This is a genomic window from Acinetobacter sp. ANC_7511 (assembly GCF_056779975.1).
In genome coordinates this window covers 101,853-127,137 of sequence record NZ_JBWYIY010000005.1, presented here as the reverse complement: position 1 = coordinate 127,137, position 25,285 = coordinate 101,853, and the positions used below count along the sequence as shown (strand labels likewise).

Genomic DNA, 25,285 nt, shown 5'->3' with positions numbered 1-25,285 from the left:
CCTTTTTCCAATGACAACGCGCTAAAGTTTATGTGTTTGAGGTGAGATACCTAATTTTCGATAGGTTTTATATTTCTCTCGTCCAATTTCTTTGGCAGCTTCGTTGTTTTCAATAATTTCGATAATGTGACTGAAACGTGAAGGATCTTCAAGTGCATGAATGTGAAAATTAAACACGATCCATTCCTGAGTTTCAGGGAGCTTAGACGAAATACAAATAGCTGCTGATTGATCATCAATGCCATGTGTCAAAAAACTCTGCGGATCGAAACTCCAAAGTAAATCATCGAGTTCATTTTGAATGCTCAATTCTGGACAATGAATCCATATTTTTGCAGGGTGACGCAGAATTTTTCGACATAAACGACAGGCACTTTGGACCTGTCGTTCTGGACTCTTTTCAAATAAGTAGAAGCTGATTCTAGACATTAATTTACGCGATTTGCGAGAAATTGAACCAATAATGGAACTGGGCGACCAGTTGCACCTTTTGCTGCGCCAGATGTCCAAGCTGTACCTGCAACATCTAAATGTGCCCAACGATATTCACGTGTGAAGCGTTGCAAGAAACAAGCAGCTGTAACAGCACCAGCTTTTGGACCACCAATATTGGCAATATCAGCAAATGGAGAGTCAAGCTGTTCTTGGTAGTCATCATAGACAGGCATACGCCATACACGGTCAAAGGATTGTTCACCAGCTTGAGAAAGTTCATGTGCCAGTTCATCATCTGGTGTGAACATACCTGTTAAAACAGAGCCTAAAGCAACAACACAAGCGCCTGTTAATGTTGCGATATCAATCACAAGTTCTGGGTTAAAGCGTTTGACATAGGTCAGCGTGTCACAGAGGACTAAGCGACCTTCGGCATCTGTATTTAGAATTTCAACAGTTTGACCACTCATCGTGGTGACGATATCACCTGGTCGAGTTGCATGACCTGATGGCATGTTCTCAGCCGCCGCAATTGCACCTACAACATGAATCGGAAGGCGAGCTTCACAGAGTGAGCGCATGGTTCCTAAAACTGAAGCTGCACCACCCATATCGTATTTCATTTCATCCATGCCTAAACCTGGTTTTAATGAAATACCACCCGTATCGAAAGTGATTCCTTTACCCACGAGGACGATAGGAGCTTGTTCAAGTTGACCTTGATATTCAAGAGTAATGATACGTCCAGGGCGATCTGAACCTTTGCTGACTGCAAGAAATGCATTCATGCCAAGATCAGCAATTTGCTGTTCATCTAGCACGGTTACTTTCAATAAATCTGGGAATTCTGCTGCCAATGCAATTGCATGATCCGCTAAATATTCAGGAAAACAAATATTTCCTGGACGATTTGCTAAATCACGTGCAACGTTTTGACCGCTTTCAATTGCTTGAATTAAGTTGAGTTGATTTGACGTTAGCGTAGAGTTTGATGCAATTAGATGAACTTGTTCGAGTATAAAGTCATTTTTTTTCGACTTAAACTCGTCAAAAGCATAAGCAGATTGAGTGAGTTTAAGTGCAAATAAGTAGTGTAATTCATTCGGCAAAGCTGAAATATCAACACTGATTTGTTTGAATTTTTTTTGTGAAGCTTTGATAATAGTTTGTGCAATTTTTGCTAATTTTGCAGCTTTAACTTCTTGTGCATTACCTAAGCCAAGTAGAATGCTATTCGGTTGATTATCAATTTGACCCAATAACGATAAAGACTCATTGAAACCTGCTTTGAATTGAGCTGCTTCAGTTAGGCTGTCTAAATTGTTGATTTGATAGTTGCTTTTAACTGCATGGGTGTTTTCAGAGTCGACTAAAATAACCAAATGTTGGCTTTCTGAAATTTGTGCCAATGATGTATTAATTGAAAGTTTCATATGCTTGTTGTGTGCCTATTGAGACCGTTTAAATCATTAAACCATTGAAACACTACCAATGATAGAATTTCAATGAGGTTTTATATTTTTAACATTCGGGTAAACTAGCGCTAGCCGATTTAACCTAATTTTGGAAGATTACTTTGATTATAAGACGTTACCTCGTCAAACAAGTGGTATCTACCTCTGTGGTTGTGATTTCATTGCTTACACTCATCATGTTGGGTGGGCGTTTGATCAAGTATTTTGGCGTGGCAGCTCAGGGTCGAATGGATGCGAGTATTTTATTTAGCATCATTGGCTACCGTCTTCCAGAATTTCTGACATTGATCTTACCTTTAGGTTTTTTCATTGGTCTCATGTTGGTGTTTGGCCGACTGTATATAGATCATGAAATGGCGGTTCTCAATGGCAGTGGTGTTAGTCGTAATCAATTGGCTCGTTTATTGTTACCTCTCACAGCCATTTATTTGGCCATTCAAACAGTATTAATGGTATGGATGTCTCCATGGGGTATACGTGAATTTGAAAAGCTTACGACGACCCAAGCGGTTCGATCAGGCTTTGATTTGGTACGTCCAAAAGAGTTTATTTCCTCAGGTCCTTATACCATTTATGCTGGTGCACTTTCAGAAGATCGTAAAAACTTAAAAGAAATTTTCTTCTATCAGCGAGCAGATAAGCCTGAAAAACCTGACATCATGATTTTAGCGAAAGAAGCGACACGTGTTGAAATGGTCGGTGAAACAGCGAGTGTTGTTGATTTAACCCAAGGTCGCCGTTACGAAATTTATCAAGATAGTCCGAAATATAGTCATACTGAATTTGCTTCATATCGTTTGCGTCTTGAAAGTGATAAAGAGGCGAAATTTGAAAGTGGTGATGTAGAAGCGTTACCAATTTCGAAGTTAATTGAAACTCGTGAAGATCCTGTAGTAGCCAGTGAATTGGGCTGGAGAATATTTGTGCCATTTACATTGATTGTGGCATTGATGTTAGCAACGGCATTGTCTGAGGTTACTCCACGCCAAGGACGATATTTAAAATTATTTCCTGCACTCTTAATTTTTGCCAGTTTGATTGTGGCATTAATGGCGATTAAAACCAGAATTAGTAAAGATGAGATTGGTATTTGGGCTTATCCCGCTATCTTGATTGTTTATGCAGTGGGTGCAGCGATTTTCTCGCGTAAACAAAAACTAGCACCTAAGTTAAAAAAACGAATTGAGCAGGTGAAATCATAATGTTGGCACGTCGAATTGTCGCAAAACATGTGACGAAAACCACAGCGCTGGCGATGTTGGGTGCTACAGCGATTTTATCAGCCCTTCAAATTCTTTTTACCTATATGGGTGAATTAGGCAGCCTGAAAGAAGGATATGGAGCTTGGCAAGCGCTTATTCATGTTCTATGGGCTTCACCGCAATATTTATATGAAATTTTACCTATTTCAGCATTGATTGGTGCAGTGCTCGGTTTGGGTTCAATGGCTTCAAATAGTGAGCTGACTGTCATGCGCGCTTCAGGGATTAGCCTGTGGCGTATTGTGGGTTGGGTCATGCGCTCAGCAATGCTCTTGGTATTGCTTTCATTTTTACTCAGTGAATATGTTATTCCTTACACCAATGAGCGGGCGGAAAGTATTAAAGACCGTCGTTCTGTTGCTGAGCTTGGCGAAGTCAAAGGGTATTGGACTAGAGAAGGTCAACGATTTATTTATATTGACTATGCAAATGCGCAAGGGCAGTTACGTCAAGTTGAGATGATGGACTTTGATCAAGATTATCGTCTGAAGTCAGTCTTGACTGCGAATCAAGGTCAATTTGTACAAAATGGACAATGGTCTTTAATTGAAGCCAGTCAGATGGATATTTTTCCTGAAGGCTATTCGAGACTGATTCAAACTCCTCAGCAGGATGTTGCTTTAGCGCTTCAACCTAAATATGTTCATATGGTGACGATTGATCCTGAAGATTTAGCTCCAAGCCAATTGATCAGTTTTATGCGCTATATGGATGAATATAGTCAAGTTCCTAAAACGTATTTACTTGCATTCTGGCAAAAAGTGGCTTCGCCATTTGCATTGTTGGCACTCGTACTGATTGCTTGCTCTTTTATTTTTGGCCCTTTACGGCAACAGTCTATGGGTTTTCGTTTAGTGATTGCGTTATTTGTAGGGCTTGGTTTTTACTACCTACAAGACTTCTTAGGGTACGCGAGTTTGGTGTATTCACCATCTCCAGCTTGGTTTGTTTTTCTGCCAATTGTGCTTATCTTTGCGGTAGGTAGCTATTTGCTATATCGAGCGCGCTAGAGAATTTTTAAATTAAAAAATAGATGGTCTAGATCAATCAAAGCCATCGTGTTCAGATAGAGTCTTAATGAAAAATTCGTTAAGATACGTTGATTAATTTGTAAACAGAAAAGAGTGTATATCATGACGGATGCAACTGCTGGCAAAATCCCTCACGTTTTAGTCATTATGGATGGTGTGGGTCATCGTGAAGCGGTCGAAGATAATGCTTTTCTTGCAGCGAAAACACCTAATTTAACTGCAATGAAACAGAATCATCCACATGGTCTGATTTCAGGTTCAGGTGAAGATGTTGGTCTTCCAGATGGCCAAATGGGGAATTCAGAAGTTGGTCATATGAATCTTGGTGCTGGACGCGTGTTGTATCAAGATTTCACTCGTATTACCAAAGATATCCGTACTGGTGATTTCTATAAACATGAAGTATTGGTTGATGCTGTAGAAAAAGCAAAAGAAAATCAAAAAGCAGTACATATTTTTGGATTGTTGTCTGAAGGTGGTGTTCACTCTCATGAAGACCATATTGTTGCTATGGCAGAGTTGGCACTAAAAAGAGGTGCTCAAGTCTATTTACATGCTTTCTTAGATGGTCGTGATACTCCCCCAAAAAGTGCACAACCATCTTTAGAGAAATTAGATGCATTATTTGCCCAATATCCAGGTCAGGGTCGAATTGCAACGATGATCGGTCGTTATTTCGCAATGGATCGTGACAATCGTTGGGATCGTGTCGAACAAGCATATCGTTTATTAACAGAAGGTGAGGCTGTTCGCGTTGTTGAGTCTGCTGTGGAAGGTCTCGAACAAGCGTATGCTGCTGAAGAGTCAGATGAGTTTGTGAAAGCAACACGTATTGGGGATGTAGCCGCAGTACAAGATGGTGATGCTGTTGTTTTTATGAATTTCCGTGCAGATCGTGCTCGCGAATTGACAAAAGCATTTGTTGAACAAGGCTTCGATGGTTTCGAGCGTAAAGTTGTGCCTCAGCTTGCGAAATTTGTCATGTTAACGCGCTATCAAGCGACAATTGATGCGCCGGTGGCATATATGCCAGAACCGTTGGTCAATTCAATTGGTGAATACCTGTCTAATTTAGGTAAAACTCAATTACGTATCGCGGAAACTGAGAAATATGCCCATGTGACTTTCTTCTTCAGTGGTGGTCGTGAAGATGAGTATCCAGGTGAAAAACGTATTTTGATTCCATCACCAAATGTTGCAACCTATGATTTAAAACCAGAAATGAGTGCTTATGAAGTCACTGATGAGTTAGTGAATGCAATTAATTCAGGTGAATTTGACTTACTCGTTGTGAACTATGCAAATGGCGATATGGTTGGACATACAGGGGTATTCGATGCTGCCGTTAAAGCAGTAGAAGCAGTGGATGTCAGCTTAGGTCGCGTCTATGATGCAGTGATGGCGAAGAAAGGCCATATGTTGATCACTGCGGATCACGGTAATGTTGAACAAATGCAGGACTATGAAAGTGGTCAAGTCCATACTCAACATACAACTGAGCATGTGCCATTTATTTATGTAGGTCCAACTCAAGCAAAAATTGCAGAGGGTGGTGTGCTTGCAGACGTTGCACCGACATTATTACATTTAATGCAGTTGCCTGTTCCTGCTGAAATGAAAGGTCGCAATTTAGTGACTTTAGTTTAAAAAATAAGAAGGAATTCAGTATGAATCCATTGTTATTCAAACTCATGTTAGGTCTAGCTTTAAGTTTGAATGGGGTTCATGCTTTCGCTGCTGGATCTAAGGGTCCAGCAGTTGATCCTTTAGAAGAAGACTGGTCATCAAACAGTTCAGAAGTTCCGATTGAATCTATACAGCAGTTTGTTCAGATTTACGGTACAGTAAAAGAAAACTATGTCACTGAAGTCACTGACGATCAGTTATTTTTACAAGCGATCCAAGGTTTGGTGAGTGGGCTAGATCGTTACTCTCGCTATTTATCTCCAGAAGATTATCGCCAACTCCTCAAATATACCGAGGAGGATTTAGCGAGTATCGATTTTGATCTTAGCTTTGATACCTCACGAGGTTTATGGCAGATCGAAAATTTAGATCCCGATAGTGACTCGGCAAAATTAGGATTGGCCAACGGCGTTACACTTTACAAAATTGATGGACAAGAGCTTAGATTGTTAAACCAAGATCAAGTCAAAGACTTGCTCAGCGGCTCGATTGGATCAACCATCAGTTTACAAAGATCACCGAACTCATCTCCAATTATTTTAGTGAGAAATCAAAAACTAGATGTTGCCGATATACAAGCACATATGCTGAGTAATCAAGTTTTACTATTAAAGGTGAAAGTTTTTCAGCAAGATACTGCGAATGAAATAAAGCGTTATATCGATGAGCATCATAGCCAACAACTCAAAGCTGTTTTAATAGATCTAAGAAATAATCCGGGTGGATTATTATCTTCTGCTGTGGAAACGGCAGATTTATTTTTAAATCAGGGTTTGATTGTATCTACGCGTAGCCGTTCAGAAGGTGATCAACAATTCCAAGCTTTACCAGGACATGAATTTACAGGGCTTAAAGTCGGAGTATTGATTAATCAACGTTCGGCTTCTGCAGCAGAAGTATTTACGGCAGCAATGAAAGATCATCAACGCGCCGTAATCATTGGTGAAAAGAGTTATGGTAAAGGTGTTGTGCAAAAACTCTTTCCACTTGAAAATGGTGCGGCACTACAAATGACAGTATCTCATTACTTAACACCGAATGGTGTCGAGATTGATGGGCAAGGCATAGCCCCTAATATCGAATATCCTTGGCCGCAGGATATGAAGGAGGAGGTTTACCTCCAACATGCAGCTGATTTGTTGTTAAGAAGCCGTTAAATATCATCAATATCGTGGTGATGCTAAGTTATTCATCTTCAGTATCTAAACCAAATTTTTTTAAACGATATCGTAATGAGCGGAATGTCATTCCTAATTTTTTGGCGGCTAGGGTTCTGTTCCAATGCGTTGAGTTTAACGCATTAATTAAAACTTCTTTTTCTACTTTCTCAAGGTATTGTTCTAATCCCTCCTCGGGCAAACCTTTGGGTGTCTGAGAAGGTAAATCAGTAATAGCTTCAATTTGACTATTTGGTTGTTGTGCTAAAGGTGGGGATGTTAAGCCTAATGAAGGGCTTTTAACATGCTCGACGGCTATGAGCTTATCATCGCAAAGTGTAAGTGCACGCTCGATGATATTTTTAAGTTCGCGTACATTACCTGTAAATGGTTGTTGTTTAAGGAATTGTATCGCCTCTTGAGATAGTTGAGGGGCTTCAATACGCCATTCACTACTGATTTTATCAATAAAATGTTGAGCTAGAACGGGAATATCTTTGGGTCTATCGCGGAGTGGGGTAAGACGTAAATCCATCACATGAATTCTAAAAAATAGATCTTGTCTAAATTTGCCTTGTTGAACCAATTGCTCAAGATTTTGATGGCTTGCACTGACAATCCTAAAATCAACATCAAGCTCTTTATCACTGCCAATCGGACGGATTTTCTTTTCTTGAACTGCTCTCAGCAATTTAGCTTGCATGGCGAGTGAAAGCTCAGCAATTTCGTCTAAAAATAATGTCCCACCGTCAGCTGTTTGAATTAACCCTTGTTTGTCTTGGTCAGCACCCACAAAACTGCCTTTGATATGACCAAATAATTCACTTTCCATCAGGTCTTCATTCATCGCACCACAATTGATCGCGACAAAGGCATGATCATGACGATTACTGAGTTGATGAATAAGATTCGCAACGATTTCTTTACCAGTCCCTGATTCACCTGTAATAAAGACAGGTGCTTGTGATCGAGCTATTTTTTTGATTGCTGTACGAAGCTGTTGAGTTTGTTCTGAGACACCGATCAGCAGTTGTTCCTCAAGTGGAAGCTGATTGAGATCATTATCCACTGCAGGGGTATGTAATGCTTTCTTAAGCAATTGATGCAAATGCTGTTGATTAATGGGCTTACTGACGAAATCGAAAGCGCCTGCTTTTAAAGCAGAGATTGCCAGCTCCATATTGGCATAGGCGGTCAGTACCGCGATGGGCGTCTTCGGATAGTGCTGGGTGACGTATTTAACTAAATCGATGCCATTGCCATCCGGTAAATTGAAATCGGTGATACACGCATCGTATTTATATTCGCTTAGAAAATGTAGCGCTTGTTTCAAATGATGTGCCATATGCGTTTTAATGCCCATCCGAGAAAGGGTCATTTGCATCAACATACATAAATCAGGTTCATCATCGACTAAAAGTACTAAAGGTTGTTGCTTTACCATAACCTGATCTTATCCATCTAAACGTCTGTCTTATGGCATGTAATACGAAAACATGCACCTTGCTGTTCTTGCTCGATATAACTCAATTTTGCTTGGTTAGCTTCACAAATACTTTGTGATAAATATAATCCTAAACCAGTTCCATTGGTTTCAGTACTAAAAAATGGTTGAAATAATTGAGATAAATCATGTTGTTGGATGCCTTTGCCAAAATCGATAACATCAATAAAAATTTGATTTTCTGAACAACTGCTTCTGACAAAAATGTACTCTGCGGTCGGATCATTATGACGAATAGCATTACGAATTAAATTAATCAGAACTTGTCGCAGTTGGATTTCATCAAAATAAACTTCAAGATTTGCTTCAAGCTGTAATTGAATATGAGAACTGATATCTGCTAAATCTTGGTGAATAAGATCATGCATAAACTGTTCAAAATGAATTAGTACACCAGCAGTTTTTTTATTCTTTGCCATATCCAATGTGTCTTTGACGATTTTATCAATACGCTTTGCTTGCTTGGCAATCATTTGATTGAGCATACGTTTTTGTTCTTCATCTGAATCATCATTAAGTTCATTAGCTTGTACGATTGCCGCTAAAGGATTACGTATTTCATGTGCAATGCTGGCTGATAATTGACCAAGAGAAGCTAATTTCATTTGTTGAACTTTCTGATTAAGCTTTTGCGCATCTTCCAAAATTAATAGCGTGAGTGCTTGTTGAGGTGTAACCAGTTTTTGAATACGAATATCAACCGTATAGGATGATTGATGTGATTCAAATTGAAAGCGCTCTCCATGAGCAACTAATGTGTTTTTGAGAATTTCATAGAGATCTGGTTGAAAATTTGCAAGATTATATTGTTCATGAGCATAGAGTGGCGAAATACCGAGTAGTGAACATGCAGCAGGATTGCAGACGATAATTTTACAGTGATCATCTAAGACCAGATAACCAACTTCGATTTGCTCAAGAATATAACGATTAATATTTTGTAATTTAAAGAGTTCATTGGCTTGATGTGTATTGACCGATTCGAGTACTTGAAACCGTTGTATTGATACTTGACCAATACCATGAACCACAAAAAATAAAAAGGCAAGAAAGGCACTGTCACCAATATTATTTAGACTTTCAATGGAGAACAAACTACCAAAAAACTGTTGATATACGACCCCAATCACCGCGACCAATGTGATGAATAAGGCTTGGTTTTTACTGAGTAAAAAATTTGCTGCAAAGACGGAAATGACAAACAATAACCCAATTGCGATATTGGGACCACCGAGTGCAAAAGTAAGCGTATTTAGAAAGAGCAGATCAACTGCAAATAAGGTGATAATTTGTTTAGAAATAGCTTGTGGTAAGTATTTTAAAACGATCGTTTGTACGATGCTGCTTGCAACATAAAGGAGTAAAGCGTAAAAATAGATTGATTCGTATTGATAAAAATAACGTTCAGAATCAATCGTCAGTAGGAATATGAGCGTTAAGCTTAGGGCGATAATGATACGATAACTTGAATATAGTGTTCCAAGACGGTAGATCGTTTGGTAAATAGAAATTGAAGCAGCAGACGTCATTGGAATACTCAGATCAAATTAAGGCTTAATCAAACCATAACGAATTGCCAAATGCGTCAGTTTGACATCACTATCGATTCCTAATTTTTCAAATATACGATAGCGGTAGGTATTCACTGTTTTTACGCTAACAAAGAGTTTGTCTGAAATTTCTTGGGCACTAATACAATTCACAACCATCATCGCGACTTGCATTTCACGTTCAGAAAGTGCGTCAAAAGGAGAGGTTTGTGTATCAGATAAATAAGAACTCGCAAGCTGTTCAGCAATATCTGCACTGAAGTATTTACCACCTTGCATGACTTTATTAATTGCACGCACCATTTCTGTGATCGGAGCTCCCTTCGTGATATAACCACGAGCCCCGGCTTTTAACAGTAGTGATGGATAGGGTTCTTCCGCTAGACCACTGACGGCGAGAACTTTGGTGTCAGGCGCTGTTTGTAATAAACGGCGAGTGGTTTCTACGCCACCGATACCAGGCATGTTCACATCGAGCAAGACGACATTAGGGTGGTGTTGACGAACAAGACTAATGGCTTCTTCACCGGACTCTGCTTGACCAATGACTTGAATATCTGCTTGATCTTCAAGCATACGACAAATACCTGTACGAACTAACTCATGGTCATCTACCACTAATACCGTGATCACAAACACCTCCTCTGAAATCTATTCTTACTTTTTTGTTACATGATGCAAAAATTGCTTGCATTGGACTAACAAAAATAGCAATGCTATTCCTAATCTTTACTAAAATACTGTGCATAATCACGTGGTTTAATATTAATCACGTTTGTACCTAAATGTAAGTCATATTTGAGGTGATTAGCAATGATGCAAAATGCCTCCGTAAGATGAGTAAGTTATCGTGAAAAAACAGAAATTAACGCTAATGCATGTGCTGACTACATCAGTACTACTCTCTATGAGCTCATTGAGCTTTGCAGAATTAATTAATCATGCTAATTCTGCACCGGGGCAGGCGAGCATCAGTTGGTCATCTGAAGATGCAAGCCAATTCTTAAATAATGATAGTCTCAAAGCTTCTACTTCCTCATCAGAAGAGTATACACCTCAAGCAACAACCACGATTACAACAACAATTCGTAAATCTACAGGCCCTGCGACCTCAACATCACCAACCTCTCAGATTCTTGATAACAGTCGCTATAGTAATCAACCTTCTGTGAACGCGCGTGCAGCATTGGTCATGGATGCAAATACGGGTGAGGTCTTATTTAGTAAGAACACGAATACTGCTCTACCGATTGCGTCTGTTACAAAATTAATGACAGCTGTTGTGATCGCAGATGCACAATTAAATATGTCTGAAAATATTACGCTGCAAAGCATTGATTTTGCAGGTGCGGGTGGTAAAAACTCAAGCTCGACATTGCGTGTAGGTGACACAATGAATCGTGCTGAAGCCTTATTATTCGCTTTAATGAAATCTGAAAACCCTGCAGCTGCGGCTTTGGCTCGAACATATCCAGGAGGTCGTGCGGCTTTCGTCTCTGCTATGAATAATAAAGCACGTGCCTTAGGGATGCATTCATCTAAATTTACTGAGTCTACAGGTCTAGATCCTCGCAATGTTGCTTCTGCGCGGGACTTGGGCATCTTGGTGAGTACCGCATCACAGTACGGTCTTATTCGTCAATTTTCTACGACGCCAACCTATGATTTTAACCTCGGTTATCGTGTGTTGAAATCGAACAATACGAACTCTCTCGTTCGTAACGGTGGCTGGAATATTAACATTTCAAAGACGGGATTTATTAATGAGGCTGGGCGTTGTGTGGTGATGCATACGACTTTGAATAATCGTCCAGCTGTAGTTGTGCTTTTAGGGGCAAGCAATACTCAAGCTCGTAATGATGATGCTGTTCGCTTAATGCGTTGGACCAGTCAGTTACCACGTGCGATCTAGACCATAAATAAAAAACCCTGCATCTGCAGGGTTTTTTATCATGCAATCTTACATATTAGACAAAATTGAATCGCGTACTTGATCCATTGTTGCATCAATAGAAAGCATAACAGCATCAGAACATTGTTTGATTGCAGTATCAGGATCTTTAAGACCATTACCTGTTACAGTACAAACGATGACTGAACCTTCAGCAATTTTACCCGCTTTAATATCGCGGATTGCACCACCAATCGAAGCTGCAGACGCAGGCTCAACAAATACACCTTCATACATGGAAAGCAAACGTTGAGCTTCTAAGATTTCAGCATCTGTTAATTCATCAAACCAACCTTGAGAGTCACGTACTACCGCTTTCGCATGGTTCCAGCTTTGTGGGTTACCAATACGGATTGCTGTTGCAACAGTTTCAGGGTTTTGAACAGGTGCACCACGTAAGAATGGTGCTGCGCCAGAAGCTTGATAGCCAACCATCGTCGGTAAACCTTCAGGTTTAGGACCAGTGAATTGATCAGTTTCAGCATCATAAATTACTTGCTCAAATTGATCCGCAGGTTGGTTTGCAACAGCTTCTGTATAACCCATCCAGTGTGCAGTGATGTTACCTGCGTTGCCTACTGGTAAGCAGTGATAGTCAGGTGCACGACCTAATTCATCAACGATTTCGTATGCAATCGTTTTTTGGCCTTGCAAACGGTAAGGGTTGATTGAGTTTACGATAGTTACAGGGGCTTGGTCAGCAACTTCTTTAACAAGGCGCATACCGTCATCGAAGTTACCACGAATTTGCATTGTGATCGCACCATACATCATTGCTTGAGCCATTTTACCCATTGCAATTTTGCCTTCTGGAATTAAAACGAATGCTTTAATACCAGCGCGAGCAGCATAAGCGGCAGCGGCAGCAGAGGTATTACCTGTAGATGCACAGATAATCGCTTTAGAGCCTTCTTCAACCGCTTTAGTGACTGCCATGGTCATACCACGGTCTTTAAATGAACCAGTCGGGTTTAAGCCTTCGTACTTCACATAAATTTCAACATTTTTGCCAATTAAACGTGGAATATTCGCAAGCTTAATCAGTGGTGTATTACCTTCGCCTAGGGAGATTGCACGAGTAGTTGCAGACACTGGTAAACGGTCGCGATAACGGTCAACTAAACCAGTGTAACGATTGGCATTAGACATGATGATGTTCCAATTGTGTGTAGAGCTGGAGAGGGCAGCAGTACCCTCTACCCGAGATGATTAATTATCAAGCGATTCTAAACGAATTCGTACAATTTCGCCATGGATGACGGGTAATGCTTGAATTTGTGAAAGCGCTTCATCCATTTTTGATTCAACAATAGGATCTGTCAGAATCACGATAGGAATAAGGTCTTTTAAGCGAGGTTGCTGCATAATGGCATCAATACTGATTCCTGCACGACTCAAGATCGTAGTAACTTCAGCAAGTACACCCGTTTGATCTTCAGCATTAATGCGGATGTAGTAACCCGTTGTCATTTCTTCACGACTTAGAATTGGTAAGTCTGTGAGTGCTTCAAATGCTAATTGTGGAATAGTTCCAGCACCGTCTTCAGTATAAGAAATGTCACGAACGATATCGACAACGTCAGCGACTACGGCAGAAGCAGTTGGACCAGCACCAGCACCAGCACCATAATATAAAGTTGGGCCGACTGCGTTCGCTTGTACGAGAACAGCATTTTTAACGCCGTTTACATTTGCGATCAACTGATCATCTGGAATGAGCGTTGGGTGAACACGTAGTTCAATGCCTTTTTCTGCACGACGTGCAATACCTAAATGCTTAATACGGAAGCCAAGATCTTCAGCATACTTCACATCTTGTGCAGTAACTTTACCAATTCCTTCAGTAAAAACTTTATCAAATTGAAGTGGAATACCAAATGCACAAGAAGCAAGAATGGTTAACTTGTGAGCAGCATCAATCCCTTCTACATCAAAGGTTGGATCTGCTTCAGCGTAGCCAAGTTCTTGCGCTTCTTTCAAAACGTCAGCAAAAGCACGTCCTTTTTCACGCATTTCACTTAGAATAAAGTTGCCTGTACCATTAATGATGCCTGCAAGCCACTCGATTTTATTGGCAGCTAAGCCTTCACGAATTACTTTGATAATTGGAATACCGCCAGCAACAGCTGCTTCATAGGCGATCTGCACAGCATTGTCTTCAGCAAGTTTAAATAATTCGTTACCATGTTCAGCTAAAAGCGCCTTATTGGCAGTGACAACTTGTTTGCCATGAACAATTGCTTCTTTGATGACTTCATAAGCAGGGTGAATACCACCCATGACTTCAACAACAACATCAACATCAGGTTGACGAACGATATCAAGAAGGTCGGCACTTTGTTTAACTGAGTCTGGAAGATTTAAATCTGGGCGAGGGCGACGAGTACCCACATAAGTAATTTGAATTTCACGACCGGTGCGACGTCTAATTTCAGCAGCGTTTTCTTGTAATAGTTTAAGGGCACCACCACCTACGGTTCCTAGACCGAGTATTGCCAGACGAACTGGTTTCACGTCACACTCCAAAAAATATGTAAAATTTTATTGAACCTAGATCATAGCTAAAAAAAGAGGCAGACTCTAGGGTCAATCGAGTTAAATATTGATGTATAAAAAGCAGTAATTTATCTCATAAATATTAGTTATTTAAGCTACGTAGTATTTCATCTGCTGTCATGTATCCACCAAGATAAACACCTTCTGAGCTGTAAATTGCAGGCGTTCCATTTACACCCATTTTTAAACCCATTTGGTACTGATCTTTAACAGGATTTTCACAGTTGGCATTGTCCAATTGTTGACCTGCAATAGCTTGATCAAATGCGGTTCTACGATCCTTACTACACCAGACACTTTCCATTGCTGGGAAATATTGTTCTCCACGTGGCCACGCGATATAACGAACTTCAATTCCTTTAGAATTGATTTCATCCATATGTTCATGCAATTTATGGCAGTAAGGGCAGCTGATATCTGTAAAAACGTAAACGATATGTTTGGTTTTAGATTTAGCTGGATAAATAATGAGATCTTCAGCTTTTAACTGGCTTAGTAACCCTTTACTCAATGCCGACTGGAAGGATTGTCCAATATCTTCAACTTTTTTATTACCTAAACGTAGTAAATCACCTTGGAAAATATATTGACCATCTGCAGTAGTGTATACCGCAGTCATACCCTCTAAATTGACCCAGTAAAGATTTGGTACTTCGGTTGGTTTAATGTCTATAATTTTGGCATTGATATTTGCGGTTTTAAAATTTTTCTCTAACTTTTGAATCAAGCGTTGTTGCGCATTTCGCTCAGTTAAATTTGATGCTTGGCCGGTTGCTGGAGCAGTTGCCGTTAAAGTACCATCTGATTTTTGTGTGTCTTCAGACTTGGAGCATGCATACATAAAAAGCGTCGTTGCAAGGGTAGAAACGAATAAAATTTTCGAACGGGTAAATAACATAAACAACCCTTTTAAAGTTTTCAGCATTATTTTTACTGCGCTAAGCATAACAAAAAATATTCTCAAATCCTAAATTATAGCTCAGTGCTACAAAATTCAGATCGATGACTTAGCCACGGGGATGATGCTGAGCATGAAGTTGTTGCATGCGAATTTGTGCAACATGCGTATAAATTTGGGTTGTCGATAAATCACTATGCCCTAAGAGCATTTGTACCACTCGGAGATCTGCACCATGATTGAGCAGGTGAGTTGCAAAAGCATGTCTTAATGTATGGGGGGATAGCTCTGTAGGTATACCTGCTTGGAGGGCATAACGTTTGATGGCATACCAAAAGTTTTGACGGCTCATAATCCCGCCATGTTGGGTCAGGAATAAGTAATCTGTAGCACTTTTATGGAGTTGGGGGCGAGCTTCTGCTAAGTATTTTTCAATCCATTCCACAGCAATTTGCCCCAAAGGAACTAAACGCTCTTTATTTCCTTTGCCCAAAATTCGCAAAAAACCCTGATTGAGATTGATGTGATCTATTCTTAAATTAATCAGTTCGCTCACGCGTAAACCACAAGCATAAAGGACTTCAAACATCGTGCGATCACGCAAGCCTAACGCTGTGTTTGTATCTGGTGCTTGAATGAGTGATTCAACATCTTGCTCAGATAAATCTTTAGGTAACGCTCGTCCTAACTTGGGTGTTTTGTGCGCTGCTATAGGATTATCTGTTCTTAAATTTTGCTCTCTTAAAAATTTATAAAAAGACCGAAGTGCCGATAAAGTGCGAGCAATTGATCGAGGACTTTTCCCTTGTTTGGTGAGCTCAATCAGTACATCTGAAATATCATCATGTGACCATAAGGTCATGGGGCTGGTTAACAGAGTACTGCATTGGACTAAATCTGTGAGATAAGCATTTCGGGTGTGCGGACTAACAGACTGAGCGATTAAATAATCCCGAAATCCGTATAAGAACGAAAGTTGTTCTGGAATTTGAATGGGGGTAGGAATTCGAGGTTTCTTATTAATCATATGGATATTCGATTGAGAAATTCGATTGATTTAATTGAGATTATCTAATGTAGTGTAATTTTCTATGCATGTCGATGTGTTATAAGAAGATGCGAATCATTCTTGATGAGAGTGCGGTAATAATTCTCATTTGTATGTATACTGTTCAAAATTTTTTAGGGTTAGGTACGGTGCGTTTATCTGATTTGAAAGTCAAACAATCTGCCATCATTACGCAAGTGCATCGCACTGTAGATGGTACTTCTACAGATATGGTGGCAAGTCGTTTAGAAACGCTAGGATTTGTTGCCGGAACTAAAGTACAAGTCATTACGAAAGGACTGTTTGGTGGCGAACCAATTCTCATTCAAGTGGGTTTTACTCGCTTTGCCTTAAGAAAAAATGAAGCAGAAAAAATTGAAATAGAAGGAGTGTCGGCATGAGCGATGCGTTGCGTGTTGCCCTTGTTGGTAATCCTAACTGTGGTAAAACTTCATTATTCAATCATTTGACTGGAACACGCCAAAAAGTAGGTAACTATGCAGGTGTAACCGTTGAGCGAAAAATTGGTCATTTCACGCTAAACTCAGGTAAAGCGGTTCGTGTTTTAGACTTGCCAGGAACGTATAGTTTAGACGCAACTAGTCCAGATGAAGAAATCACCCGTGATGTTGTTTATGGGAAAATTGCGGAAGAAGGTCGTCAAGATGCATTTTTATGCGTTGTAGATGCAACCAATCTGAAGTTGCACCTTGGTTTAGTTTTGGAGTTGATCCAATTGGGTCGTCCAATGCTACTCGTGCTTAACATGATGGATGAAGCTCGCCGTCGTGGAATGCAAATCAATACTCAGAAGCTTTCTGAGCGCTTAGGCATTCCAGTTGTAGAAACGGTTGCTGTACGTCGCTCAGGTATTGAAAACCTGATGAATGCGCTAGATCATGGCAAATATGCTGTTCCTCAAACTGAGCTGACAGGTTTGAAAGGATCTGATCACGACAAAGTTGAAGCGATTGTCAAAGATGCCGTTCAATTTGTTGAATTTGATGATAAACGTTCAGTTTTTCTCGATAAAATCTTTCTGCACCCTGTATTTGGTCTATTCAGTTTAGCGGTGATGATGTTCGTCATTTTCCAAGCAGTTTTTGCTTGGGCGGCACCCTTCATGGATGGTATTGAGACGTTCTTTGGCTGGTTGGGTGAAGTTGTTGGCGAGAATATTGCCCATCCATTACTCAATAGTTTAGTGGTTGATGGAATTATCGCGGGTGCTGGTGGTGTAGTTGTCTTTTTGCCTCAGATTCTCATCTTATTCTTCTTTATCTTGGTGCTTGAAGAATCAGGTTATTTACCCCGAGCGGCATTCTTACTTGATAATTTGATGTATAAAGCAGGTCTTTCGGGACGTGCGTTTATTCCATTACTGTCGAGTTTTGCGTGTGCAATTCCTGGAATCATGGCATCAAGGACTATTAGTGATCCAAGAGACCGTTTGACCACGATCTTTGTTGCACCATTGATGACTTGTTCAGCTCGTTTACCCGTTTATGCGTTGTTGATTGCAGCTTTTGTGCCTTCTCAAACGGTTTGGGGACTATTTAACCTTCAAGGTTTAGTGCTGTTCGGTCTATATATGGCAGGGATTGTGAGTGCACTGATCGTATCGTTTGTGTTGAAGTTTTTCCAAAAAGATAAATCTCAACATATGCTATTGATGGAACTTCCAAGCTATCGTTTTCCAGATTTGAAAAATGTGTGGATTGGTTTGCTTGATCGAGCAAAAATCTTTTTAAAGCGAGTCGGTGGAATCATCTTTGCGCTTTCTATTTTATTATGGTTCTTGTGCACATTCCCACAACCACCTGAGGGTGCAACATTACCTGCGATTGATTATTCATTTGCGGGGATGTTAGGTCATTTGATGCAACCAATCTTTGCGCCATTAGGCTTTAATTGGCAGATTTGTATTGCCTTAATTCCAGCCATGGCTGCGCGTGAAGTTGTCGTTGCTGCTTTAGGCACGGTGTATGCTTTGTCTGCTGTTGATGAGGATGCGATGTCGGAAGGCTTGGCATCACTGATTAGTAGTGGTGGGGATTTGGGCTGGTCTTTAGCAACAGGATTATCACTTTTGGTCTGGTTCATTTATGCACCACATTGTTTGGCGACATTAGCGACAGTGAGACGCGAAACAGGTTCTTGGAAGACAGTTGGCTTTATGACCGTCTATTTATTTGGTTTAGCGTACTTTATGTCGTTCTTGACCTATCAAGTCGCGACCAGTGTGTTAGCTTAAATCTGAAGAGTTGAGGAGACTGAGATGATTGAAATTCTAATTATTACGGCATTGGTCCTTTGGAGTGCATTGGTCGTATTCAAAAAGGTTTTTCCACAGACGTCAAATTCAGTCTTTATGAAACTATCAGATGCCACGGAAAGAAAAGGGTGGAAGGCACTATCAAAGTGGCTTAAACCCAAAATGACTGCTGGATGTGGCGGAAATTGCGCTTGTCCTGTTTCAGACAAGGAAACACCCAAGTTAAACCCTCAAGCTGTGAAATGGAAGTAGTTTACTTCAATAAAAAAACCGCCTAAATTGGCGGTTTTTTTACGCATGGACACAAAATAATGTCAAGATTATGAAATCAAAAAAAGCATTCAAAGCAGCAAAGTGCTAACATTTCGGCAGTTTCTAATTAGACTAAAATATGGGGCAGAAATGTTAATACAGCGTGGTGGATTAAAAGTTGTCGCAGGACTCGGAATTTCGGGTGTTGCTGCGGTAAATTTTCTACATGAAAAAGGCTATCACGTTGCAGTAACAGATTCGAGGACCTCTCCACCTGGACATGATCAAATTCCACCTGAAGTCCAAACTAGCTTTGGGAAATTTGACGAAGAAATGTTGTTGTCTGCTGAGGAAATTATTATCAGTCCAGGGCTTGATCCTAAACTGCCAGTGATTCAAACAGCACTTGCACAAGGCATTCCTGTTGTCAGTGAAATTCAAATTTTACGACGTGCGACTGAAAAGCCTATTGTTGCAATAACAGGTTCTAATGCAAAAAGCACAGTGACCACCTTGATCGGCTTAATGGCGAAATATGCAGGCAAGAAAGTCGCTGTAGGGGGGAATTTAGGACGTCCAGCCTTAGATTTAACCAAAGATGATCCAGAGCTATATATCTTAGAACTATCCAGTTTCCAATTAGAAACTACATCGAACTTAAATGCTGAAGTTGCTGTCGTCTTAAATATGAGCGAAGACCATCTCGATCGTCATGGCGATATGATGGGATATCACACTGCCAAACATCGTATTTTTCAAGGTGTCAAGAAAGTGGTCTTCAATCGGGATGACTCTTTGACACGTCCTTTAGTACCTGATGCAACGCCAATGCAGAGTTTTGGGCTCAATGCACCAGATATGAATCAGTATGGTGTACTCAGAGATACTGATGGCACGATGTGGTTAGCAAGGGGGCGTGAACGTTTATTGAAAAGTTCTGAGATGTATATTCAAGGGACACACAATGTCGCAAATGCACTTGCGTGTTTAGCCTTAGGTGAAGCGATAGGTCTACCATTAGAGGTCATGCTGGAAACTTTGAAAACCTTCAAGGGGTTGGAACATCGCTGCGAATTTGTCAAAGAAGTGCAAGGTGTTCGTTATTATAACGACTCAAAAGGTACAAATATTGGGGCAACCTTAGCAGCATTAGACGGCTTAGGTGCGGCGATCGCAGTACAGAAAGCTAAAGTTGCCATCATTTTAGGTGGTCAAGGTAAAGGGCAAGATTTTACTGCTTTAAGAAAATCATTAACGGAATTTGCAAAACTCGCGGTACTCATTGGTGAAGATGCGCCAGTGATTGAACAAGCAATTCAAGGCACAACCACAATTCTTCACGCTACATCATTAGAAGAAGCAGTAAAATTATGCCAAGCAAATACACAGCAACATGATGTGGTATTGCTTTCGCCGGCATGTGCAAGTTTTGATATGTTTACTGGCTATCCACAACGCGGACATCAATTTGTTGCTTGTGTGAATGCGCTGCACGAAGAACAATAAGGACGAAGATATGGCTGAGTCAGCTCAGACAACGATTGATAAAGTGAATAAAATTTACCAACGTTGGTTACCACGTATTCCAAGTGAAATTACATCAAGGAATGTTCTAATTTTTTGTGTGATTGCACTGCTCTGTATTGGAACGGTGATGGTTGGTTCAGCTTCTATGCCTTACGCAGAAAGATTGCATGAAAATCCATTCCACTATGTCATCCGCCATGCCATATCCATCGTGGTTGCGTTTGTCGCAGCAATTTTGGTTTATCGTGTTTCGTTAAATACCTGGTTTAATAACACATTTCCGTTATGGATGATGACTATGGCATTGCTTGTCGCGGTGTTATTAGTCGGTTCGGAAGTGAACGGTTCGACGCGTTGGATTCGAATCGCAGGATTTACCTTCCAGCCTACTGAAGCTGCGAAAGTGATGATGGCTATTTTTACTGCAGATTATGTTGTCCGTCGGGCAGAAGAAGTGCGGAATAATGTGAAAGGGCTGGCACGGTTAGCAACAGTAATGCTATGTACAGTTGGTTTGATTATTGCTGAACCTGACTTGGGTGCAACGGTAGTGGTTGCCTTAACGATGTTAGGGGTGTTCTTTCTTGCAGGTGCGCCACTAATCCAGTTTGGTATTGCATTGGGTGCCATTATCATGGCATTTGTAGTGCTGGTTGTGTTCGAGCCTTATCGTTTCGAGCGTTTAATGTCTTTTACCAATCCATGGGCAGATCCTTTAGGTTCTGGTTATCAGCTTTCAAATGCGCTTATGGCCTTTGGACGTGGTGAATGGTTAGGGGTAGGCTTAGGCCATAGTATTCAAAAAATGTCTTATCTCCCTGAGGCGCATACGGACTTTATGTTGGCTATTTTGGCAGAAGAGTTCGGTTTCATGGGCATTACGGTTGTTCTCGCACTGTCATTTCTTATGGTGGGTGCGTGTATTCGAATTGGGCATCGTGCCATTCAACATCAATTCTTGAGAGCGGGTTATTTGGCTTACGGGATTAGCATTATTTTTGTTCTGCAAATTATGGTAAATGCTGGCATGAATATGGGGCTGCTCCCAACAAAAGGTTTAACTTTACCATTTATTAGTTATGGTGGTTCATCTCTGATTATGTGTGCTGTCATGGTCAGTTTAATGCTGAAAATTGAAGCAACAACCCAAGAAAAGAATCAGGCTAAGGAAGTATCTAGCTTTTAAAATACACGATTGTATCTTAAGCATTCAAATCTGATGATGGTGGAGTACTATTTTGCTGCAACACCATTGTTGGCATATGTGTGCCACAGTTTAAACAGGTGACTTGACCAGATTTGGGTTTTGATAGTGGAATCAATGGAATAAAAAATAAAGAAAAATAATTGCGTTGTTGTTTAATTTCATAATTGCTATGTGTACGACAGACTGGGCATAGAAATTGCCCCTTTTCCGTTTTGATGGTTTTAGGTCCTACCCCAAAAATAAAAAACATAATGAACTCCTGATTAATCTAGCTAAATGGAATTCAAAAACATTTTCAGCTGAATAACAAGCATGATTGTGTATGGACACTATTCAAAAACACCTTGTATGGTGGTGCCAACTGGAATTTTCTTACGATCCCATTGTTGAATTGCCTGTAGAAGCATGCGATTTGGTTGATCTAGATCAACTGGATCTTGTCCTAATGCGTGAATAGCTTTGTTCAAGAGTTGGGGGGCTTGGGTGAGATCAAGTGCTACAGCTAAATTTTGCTTAGAAAGCTTTGTACCATCTTTATTCATTGCTAGGGGCAAATGCATATACTGAAGTTCAGGGTAGCCCAATAATCGCCCTAACCAAATTTGTCGTTCAGTGTTATCCAGCAAATCAGCACCACGCACAACATGAGTCATTCCTTGTAGATAATCATCCACAACCACGGCGAGCTGATAATTAATAATACCGTCGCGACGTTTAAGAACAAAATCTCCTAATTCATTGGTCAAATTAGAGCAATGCTGACCTTGTAAAAGATCCTCAAAACAAATCAACTCGTCTGATGTTTTAACCCGAATGGCTTGTTGATCGTGTGGTAGTTTTAAATCGCGGCAAGTACCGCTATAGATATGATTAGAGCCTAAGATTTTGCGTGTACATTGGCAGGCATAGGTGAGGTCACGTTGCTGAAGATCATTTAAGACAGATTCATAGATGTTTAAACGGTCTTTTTGAAAGATAATTTCGTCATCAAACTCGAAACCGAAAGCTTCAATACATGACAAGATATGTTCATCACTACCAGGATATATGCGAGGGATGTCTGTATCTTCAATTCGTACAACCCATTTGCCTGCATGAGATCTTGCTTCACAATAGCTTGCAACAGCTGTAATGAGTGATCCAAAATGAAGAGGGCCGGTTGGCGATGGCGCAAACCGACCCACATAAGCCATCCTGTTGTCCCCCTCCTTTATCAAAGGAGGGGTTAGGGAAGGATTATTAAATAACATGATTAACCGTTATTTTGTTTCTCTTTAATTTCAGCTAAAGTTTTGCAATCAATGCAAAGCGTCGCTGTTGGACGAGCCTCTAAACGACGTAAGCCAATTTCGATCCCACAGGTTTCACAGAAACCATAGTCATCATTTTTGATTGCTTCGATAGATTGTTCAATTTTGCGAATTAACTTGCGTTCACGGTCACGAGTACGAAGCTCAATCGCAAACTCTTCTTCTTGCGTTGCACGGTCATTTACATCAGGCAATGCAGTATTTTCATCTTGCATTGTATTTAATGTTCGATCCACTTCTGACATTAACTCGTCTTTCCATGCCAATAAAATTTGACGGAAATGCTCAAGTTGACCTTCAGACATGTATTCTTCATTTTTTTTCGGCTGATAAGGCTCGATGCCAAATAGACTCGCTGTAGTACCGCCTTCGGAAGTCTTTGGCTTGGTCTTACGCACGCGTTTTACTTTTTCAGCAACTACGTTGTTTTCTTCCAAGACTTGATTTTGGTTGTCATTCGCCATAAAGGGCATTCCTCATCATATGCGTGTTTGCGTACGCAAAAAATATGGTGATATGCAAGTGTTTTTATCGCTTCCGATAGATTGTTGCTATCGGGGGCGTCATCATATAGATTTTTTATCAAAGATGAAAGCTATGAATATCTGTTTTGGACTGTTCAGATTCCATTCGGACAGATAACTTAATCCAAAACACTTTAAAAGAAAAGCTAATAACCTGAAATTTCTTTATTAATATTTTGCGCAAAATTTTGTAGGCGATGAACACGTGTTTCAAAGCTACCATCAGCTTTCAATAGCAGGCTGCGATAGCCTGGTGCAAGGTCATCAAAGGCAAAATCTTCAGTCTTTGGTTTAAACTGAACAGAGGTGGAAGGCGTTGATAAAAATTGAATATTTTTCCAGACATTCAACGAATCTTGGTGCACATGTCCAAAGATCACTGCTTGAATCTGTTGATACTCTGCCATGATCTGTGTCAATTGATCTGAATTTTTTAAGATGTGTCGATCAATCCACTTGGAATTCATTTCAAGTGGGTGATGATGACACGCCAAAATGACTGGGTGCTGCTGTGTTTCCTGAAGAATCATTGATAAATGATTCAATTGTTCTGCTTTAATCCAACCATCTACTTTGTGGGGCACAGCACTATTTAATAGGACGATTTTCCACGTTTCGAAAGTTAACACGGCCGGTATAGGATCAGGCGCTGCAAAAGGAAAATATTCGGCATCATCATGATTCCCTGGAATTTGATAAAACGGAATATTCAAATTTTTCATGAAACTCAAATATCGCTGATAAGTTGCCTCATGTGGTACCTGTGCCAAGTCACCTGTATGAATAATCGCATCAATGTCTTGATAGCGATTTAAAATATCATTGATCACTGCATGAAAACTTTGTTCAGGATTTATCTGAACAAACGGCGTGTCAGGATGATCCATGAGATGAGTATCGGTAATTTGGATAATGAGCTGATCATTTTTATTCTGTTTGATTAAAGGCGTCATAAATTACCTCAGCGCTATAGAGGTAGTGGCAATGTGCTGTTTGAGCCATTGCAGAGCCATGATGACAGGTGCATTACACAATCGTTTGGATGCCAATAATGGTTCAAGATCTGAATAAGCTAAGATATGCAGTTGGATATTCTCACCTTCATCTGGCATACCATGAATACCGCCTAGCTCAGGAAGATCTGCTTCTGCAACATACAAATGAAAAACTTCATCGCACGCACCAGCAGAAGGGTAGAAGGTAAATAAATGTTCCAGATTACGAATTTCACAACCAGATTCTTCTAAACTCTCACGCTGAATGCATGTTTCAGGTGATTCATCGCCATCTAATACGCCTGCAATGATTTCTAGTTGCCATGGGGAGATAGGATCATCGATTGCACCAATTCGGAATTGTTCAATCAGTGCAAAGCGCTTGAGTGCATCATTGTAGATGAGTACACCAGCAGCTTCTTTTCGATGCACTAATTCACGATGAATTGTTGGGGTATAAGTATTCTCACCAAATAAACGATGTGTGATGCTCACTTTCTCTATACGAATGAATCCTTGATAAAGGGATTCGCGAGAATGGACCTTAAAATCTTTATTATTGTAAGTAGCTTTTTCAAGAATTTTCATTCGTATACGTTAGGACAAAAATTTATTTCATCCTAACTGAGATTGCATTAAAGA

Annotated in this window: 23 protein-coding genes and 2 pseudogenes; 10 read left to right on the top strand and 15 right to left on the bottom strand. The window is 40.3% G+C overall.

All coding sequences use genetic code 11. The features are described 5' to 3' along the window. Window positions 1–21 precede the first annotated feature (21 nt). A complete protein-coding gene (locus AC1M9L_RS04865; protein ID WP_481586716.1) occupies window positions 22–429 on the bottom strand; it encodes a DNA polymerase III subunit chi in 408 nt (135 codons plus the stop codon). Continuing rightward, window positions 429–1,868 (bottom strand): leucyl aminopeptidase, encoded by a 1,440-nt coding sequence (locus tag AC1M9L_RS04860; protein ID WP_481591494.1) that lies wholly within the window; start codon window positions 1,866–1,868, stop codon window positions 429–431. Before AC1M9L_RS04860 ends, AC1M9L_RS04865 begins: the two co-directional genes overlap by 1 nt. A 143-nt stretch (window positions 1,869–2,011) precedes the next feature. On the opposite strand from AC1M9L_RS04860, the gene lptF reads away from it, so the two are divergent. The 4 genes from lptF to AC1M9L_RS04840 all read left to right on the top strand — a co-directional run bounded on the left by lptF (window position 2,012) and on the right by AC1M9L_RS04840 (window position 7,046). After that, a complete protein-coding gene (gene lptF / locus AC1M9L_RS04855) occupies window positions 2,012–3,112 on the top strand; it encodes an LPS export ABC transporter permease LptF (RefSeq protein WP_481591493.1) in 1,101 nt (366 codons plus the stop codon). Then, window positions 3,112–4,182, top strand: coding sequence for an LPS export ABC transporter permease LptG (gene lptG / locus AC1M9L_RS04850; RefSeq protein ID WP_481591492.1), 1,071 nt, complete (start codon window positions 3,112–3,114; stop codon window positions 4,180–4,182). Before lptF ends, lptG begins: the two co-directional genes overlap by 1 nt. 123 nt (window positions 4,183–4,305) lie before the next feature. Continuing rightward, window positions 4,306–5,850, top strand: a complete 1,545-nt coding sequence (gene gpmI, locus AC1M9L_RS04845) for a 2,3-bisphosphoglycerate-independent phosphoglycerate mutase (RefSeq protein ID WP_481586719.1) — start codon at window positions 4,306–4,308, stop codon at window positions 5,848–5,850. 20 nt (window positions 5,851–5,870) lie between these two features. Then, window positions 5,871–7,046 (top strand): S41 family peptidase, encoded by a 1,176-nt coding sequence (locus AC1M9L_RS04840; RefSeq protein WP_228143113.1) that lies wholly within the window; start codon window positions 5,871–5,873, stop codon window positions 7,044–7,046. 28 nt (window positions 7,047–7,074) lie between these two features. Here the strand turns inward: AC1M9L_RS04840 and AC1M9L_RS04835 are convergent. The 4 genes and pseudogenes from AC1M9L_RS04835 to gacA all read right to left on the bottom strand — a co-directional run. After that, window positions 7,075–7,254: pseudogene (locus tag AC1M9L_RS04835) on the bottom strand (helix-turn-helix domain-containing protein); the annotation flags it as partial. 107 nt (window positions 7,255–7,361) lie between these two features. Next, a pseudogene (locus AC1M9L_RS04830) lies at window positions 7,362–8,490 on the bottom strand (sigma-54-dependent transcriptional regulator); the annotation flags it as partial. A 17-nt stretch (window positions 8,491–8,507) separates the two neighbouring features. Beyond that, the gene (locus AC1M9L_RS04825) at window positions 8,508–10,079 is read right to left on the bottom strand and encodes a sensor histidine kinase (RefSeq protein WP_481591491.1); all 1,572 of its coding nucleotides are present in this window, start codon (window positions 10,077–10,079) and stop codon (window positions 8,508–8,510) included. An 18-nt stretch (window positions 10,080–10,097) separates the two neighbouring features. Beyond that, a complete protein-coding gene (gene gacA / locus AC1M9L_RS04820; protein ID WP_092767334.1) occupies window positions 10,098–10,733 on the bottom strand; it encodes a response regulator transcription factor GacA in 636 nt (211 codons plus the stop codon). 217 nt (window positions 10,734–10,950) lie between these two features. On the opposite strand from gacA, the gene AC1M9L_RS04815 reads away from it, so the two are divergent. Beyond that, entirely contained in the window at window positions 10,951–12,012 is a 1,062-nt protein-coding gene (locus AC1M9L_RS04815; protein ID WP_143047408.1) for a serine hydrolase, read from the top strand. 48 nt (window positions 12,013–12,060) lie between these two features. Here AC1M9L_RS04815 and thrC read toward each other — a convergent pair whose 3' ends face one another. From thrC to xerD, 4 genes are all read right to left on the bottom strand, one after another. Continuing rightward, entirely contained in the window at window positions 12,061–13,200 is a 1,140-nt protein-coding gene (gene thrC, locus AC1M9L_RS04810) for a threonine synthase (RefSeq protein ID WP_092767330.1), read from the bottom strand. 60 nt (window positions 13,201–13,260) lie between these two features. Next, window positions 13,261–14,565, bottom strand: a complete 1,305-nt coding sequence (locus AC1M9L_RS04805) for a homoserine dehydrogenase (protein WP_035263907.1) — start codon at window positions 14,563–14,565, stop codon at window positions 13,261–13,263. Window positions 14,566–14,689: 124 nt separating this feature from the next. Next, a complete protein-coding gene (locus AC1M9L_RS04800; protein WP_481591490.1) occupies window positions 14,690–15,505 on the bottom strand; it encodes a DsbC family protein in 816 nt (271 codons plus the stop codon). A gap of 109 nt (window positions 15,506–15,614) precedes the next feature. After that, window positions 15,615–16,532, bottom strand: a complete 918-nt coding sequence (gene xerD / locus AC1M9L_RS04795) for a site-specific tyrosine recombinase XerD (protein WP_481591489.1) — start codon at window positions 16,530–16,532, stop codon at window positions 15,615–15,617. Between the two features lie 170 nt (window positions 16,533–16,702). Here xerD and AC1M9L_RS04790 point away from each other — a divergent pair, with 170 nt between their 5' ends. The 5 genes from AC1M9L_RS04790 (at window position 16,703) to ftsW (ending at window position 21,793) form a co-directional block, all read left to right on the top strand. After that, window positions 16,703–16,954 (top strand): FeoA family protein, encoded by a 252-nt coding sequence (locus AC1M9L_RS04790; protein ID WP_481591514.1) that lies wholly within the window; start codon window positions 16,703–16,705, stop codon window positions 16,952–16,954. After that, window positions 16,951–18,807: a ferrous iron transporter B gene (gene feoB, locus AC1M9L_RS04785; protein ID WP_481591488.1), complete on the top strand. Its 1,857-nt coding sequence runs from the start codon at window positions 16,951–16,953 to the stop codon at window positions 18,805–18,807. The genes AC1M9L_RS04790 and feoB overlap by 4 nt, the downstream gene beginning before the upstream one ends. 24 nt (window positions 18,808–18,831) lie before the next feature. Continuing rightward, window positions 18,832–19,080, top strand: coding sequence for a DUF6587 family protein (locus AC1M9L_RS04780; RefSeq protein ID WP_035263913.1), 249 nt, complete (start codon window positions 18,832–18,834; stop codon window positions 19,078–19,080). Between the two features lie 150 nt (window positions 19,081–19,230). Beyond that, window positions 19,231–20,586: a UDP-N-acetylmuramoyl-L-alanine--D-glutamate ligase gene (gene murD / locus AC1M9L_RS04775; protein WP_481591487.1), complete on the top strand. Its 1,356-nt coding sequence runs from the start codon at window positions 19,231–19,233 to the stop codon at window positions 20,584–20,586. A gap of 10 nt (window positions 20,587–20,596) precedes the next feature. Beyond that, window positions 20,597–21,793 (top strand): putative lipid II flippase FtsW, encoded by a 1,197-nt coding sequence (gene ftsW / locus AC1M9L_RS04770; RefSeq protein ID WP_035263915.1) that lies wholly within the window; start codon window positions 20,597–20,599, stop codon window positions 21,791–21,793. A 16-nt stretch (window positions 21,794–21,809) separates the two neighbouring features. On the opposite strand, the gene AC1M9L_RS04765 is transcribed toward ftsW, so the two are convergent. From AC1M9L_RS04765 to AC1M9L_RS04745, 5 genes are all read right to left on the bottom strand, one after another. Further along, window positions 21,810–22,064 (bottom strand): zinc-ribbon domain-containing protein, encoded by a 255-nt coding sequence (locus tag AC1M9L_RS04765; RefSeq protein ID WP_481589171.1) that lies wholly within the window; start codon window positions 22,062–22,064, stop codon window positions 21,810–21,812. Between the two features lie 79 nt (window positions 22,065–22,143). Continuing rightward, on the bottom strand, window positions 22,144–23,007 hold the full coding sequence (gluQRS, locus tag AC1M9L_RS04760) for a tRNA glutamyl-Q(34) synthetase GluQRS (RefSeq protein WP_481591486.1): 864 nt from the start codon (window positions 23,005–23,007) through the stop codon (window positions 22,144–22,146). Window positions 23,008–23,066: 59 nt separating this feature from the next. Continuing rightward, complete coding sequence (dksA, locus tag AC1M9L_RS04755) at window positions 23,067–23,588, bottom strand: RNA polymerase-binding protein DksA (protein WP_035263919.1); 522 nt, start codon at window positions 23,586–23,588, stop codon at window positions 23,067–23,069. Window positions 23,589–23,794: 206 nt separating this feature from the next. Further along, window positions 23,795–24,601, bottom strand: coding sequence for a 3',5'-cyclic-AMP phosphodiesterase (cpdA, locus tag AC1M9L_RS04750; RefSeq protein WP_481591485.1), 807 nt, complete (start codon window positions 24,599–24,601; stop codon window positions 23,795–23,797). 3 nt (window positions 24,602–24,604) lie between these two features. Continuing rightward, complete coding sequence (locus tag AC1M9L_RS04745; RefSeq protein ID WP_481591484.1) at window positions 24,605–25,231, bottom strand: NUDIX domain-containing protein; 627 nt, start codon at window positions 25,229–25,231, stop codon at window positions 24,605–24,607. Window positions 25,232–25,285 lie beyond the last annotated feature (54 nt).

Excerpts from the sequence above, each read along its gene's own strand:
- AC1M9L_RS04865 (WP_481586716.1), bottom strand. The coding sequence starts at position 429 with ATGTCTAGAATCAGCTTCTACTTATTTGAAAAGAGTCCAGAACGACAG.
- AC1M9L_RS04860 (WP_481591494.1), bottom strand. The coding sequence starts at position 1,868 with ATGAAACTTTCAATTAATACATCATTGGCACAAATTTCAGAAAGCCAA.
- lptG (WP_481591492.1), top strand. The coding sequence starts at position 3,112 with ATGTTGGCACGTCGAATTGTCGCAAAACATGTGACGAAAACCACAGCG.
- gpmI (WP_481586719.1), top strand. The coding sequence starts at position 4,306 with ATGACGGATGCAACTGCTGGCAAAATCCCTCACGTTTTAGTCATTATG.
- AC1M9L_RS04840 (WP_228143113.1), top strand. The coding sequence starts at position 5,871 with ATGAATCCATTGTTATTCAAACTCATGTTAGGTCTAGCTTTAAGTTTG.
- AC1M9L_RS04825 (WP_481591491.1), bottom strand. The coding sequence starts at position 10,079 with ATGACGTCTGCTGCTTCAATTTCTATTTACCAAACGATCTACCGTCTT.
- thrC (WP_092767330.1), bottom strand. The coding sequence starts at position 13,200 with ATGTCTAATGCCAATCGTTACACTGGTTTAGTTGACCGTTATCGCGAC.
- AC1M9L_RS04800 (WP_481591490.1), bottom strand. The coding sequence starts at position 15,505 with ATGTTATTTACCCGTTCGAAAATTTTATTCGTTTCTACCCTTGCAACG.
- xerD (WP_481591489.1), bottom strand. The coding sequence starts at position 16,532 with ATGATTAATAAGAAACCTCGAATTCCTACCCCCATTCAAATTCCAGAA.
- feoB (WP_481591488.1), top strand. The coding sequence starts at position 16,951 with ATGAGCGATGCGTTGCGTGTTGCCCTTGTTGGTAATCCTAACTGTGGT.
- AC1M9L_RS04780 (WP_035263913.1), top strand. The coding sequence starts at position 18,832 with ATGATTGAAATTCTAATTATTACGGCATTGGTCCTTTGGAGTGCATTG.
- murD (WP_481591487.1), top strand. The coding sequence starts at position 19,231 with ATGTTAATACAGCGTGGTGGATTAAAAGTTGTCGCAGGACTCGGAATT.
- ftsW (WP_035263915.1), top strand. The coding sequence starts at position 20,597 with ATGGCTGAGTCAGCTCAGACAACGATTGATAAAGTGAATAAAATTTAC.
- AC1M9L_RS04765 (WP_481589171.1), bottom strand. The coding sequence starts at position 22,064 with ATGTTTTTTATTTTTGGGGTAGGACCTAAAACCATCAAAACGGAAAAG.
- gluQRS (WP_481591486.1), bottom strand. The coding sequence starts at position 23,007 with ATGGCTTATGTGGGTCGGTTTGCGCCATCGCCAACCGGCCCTCTTCAT.
- dksA (WP_035263919.1), bottom strand. The coding sequence starts at position 23,588 with ATGGCGAATGACAACCAAAATCAAGTCTTGGAAGAAAACAACGTAGTT.
- cpdA (WP_481591485.1), bottom strand. The coding sequence starts at position 24,601 with ATGACGCCTTTAATCAAACAGAATAAAAATGATCAGCTCATTATCCAA.
- AC1M9L_RS04745 (WP_481591484.1), bottom strand. The coding sequence starts at position 25,231 with ATGAAAATTCTTGAAAAAGCTACTTACAATAATAAAGATTTTAAGGTC.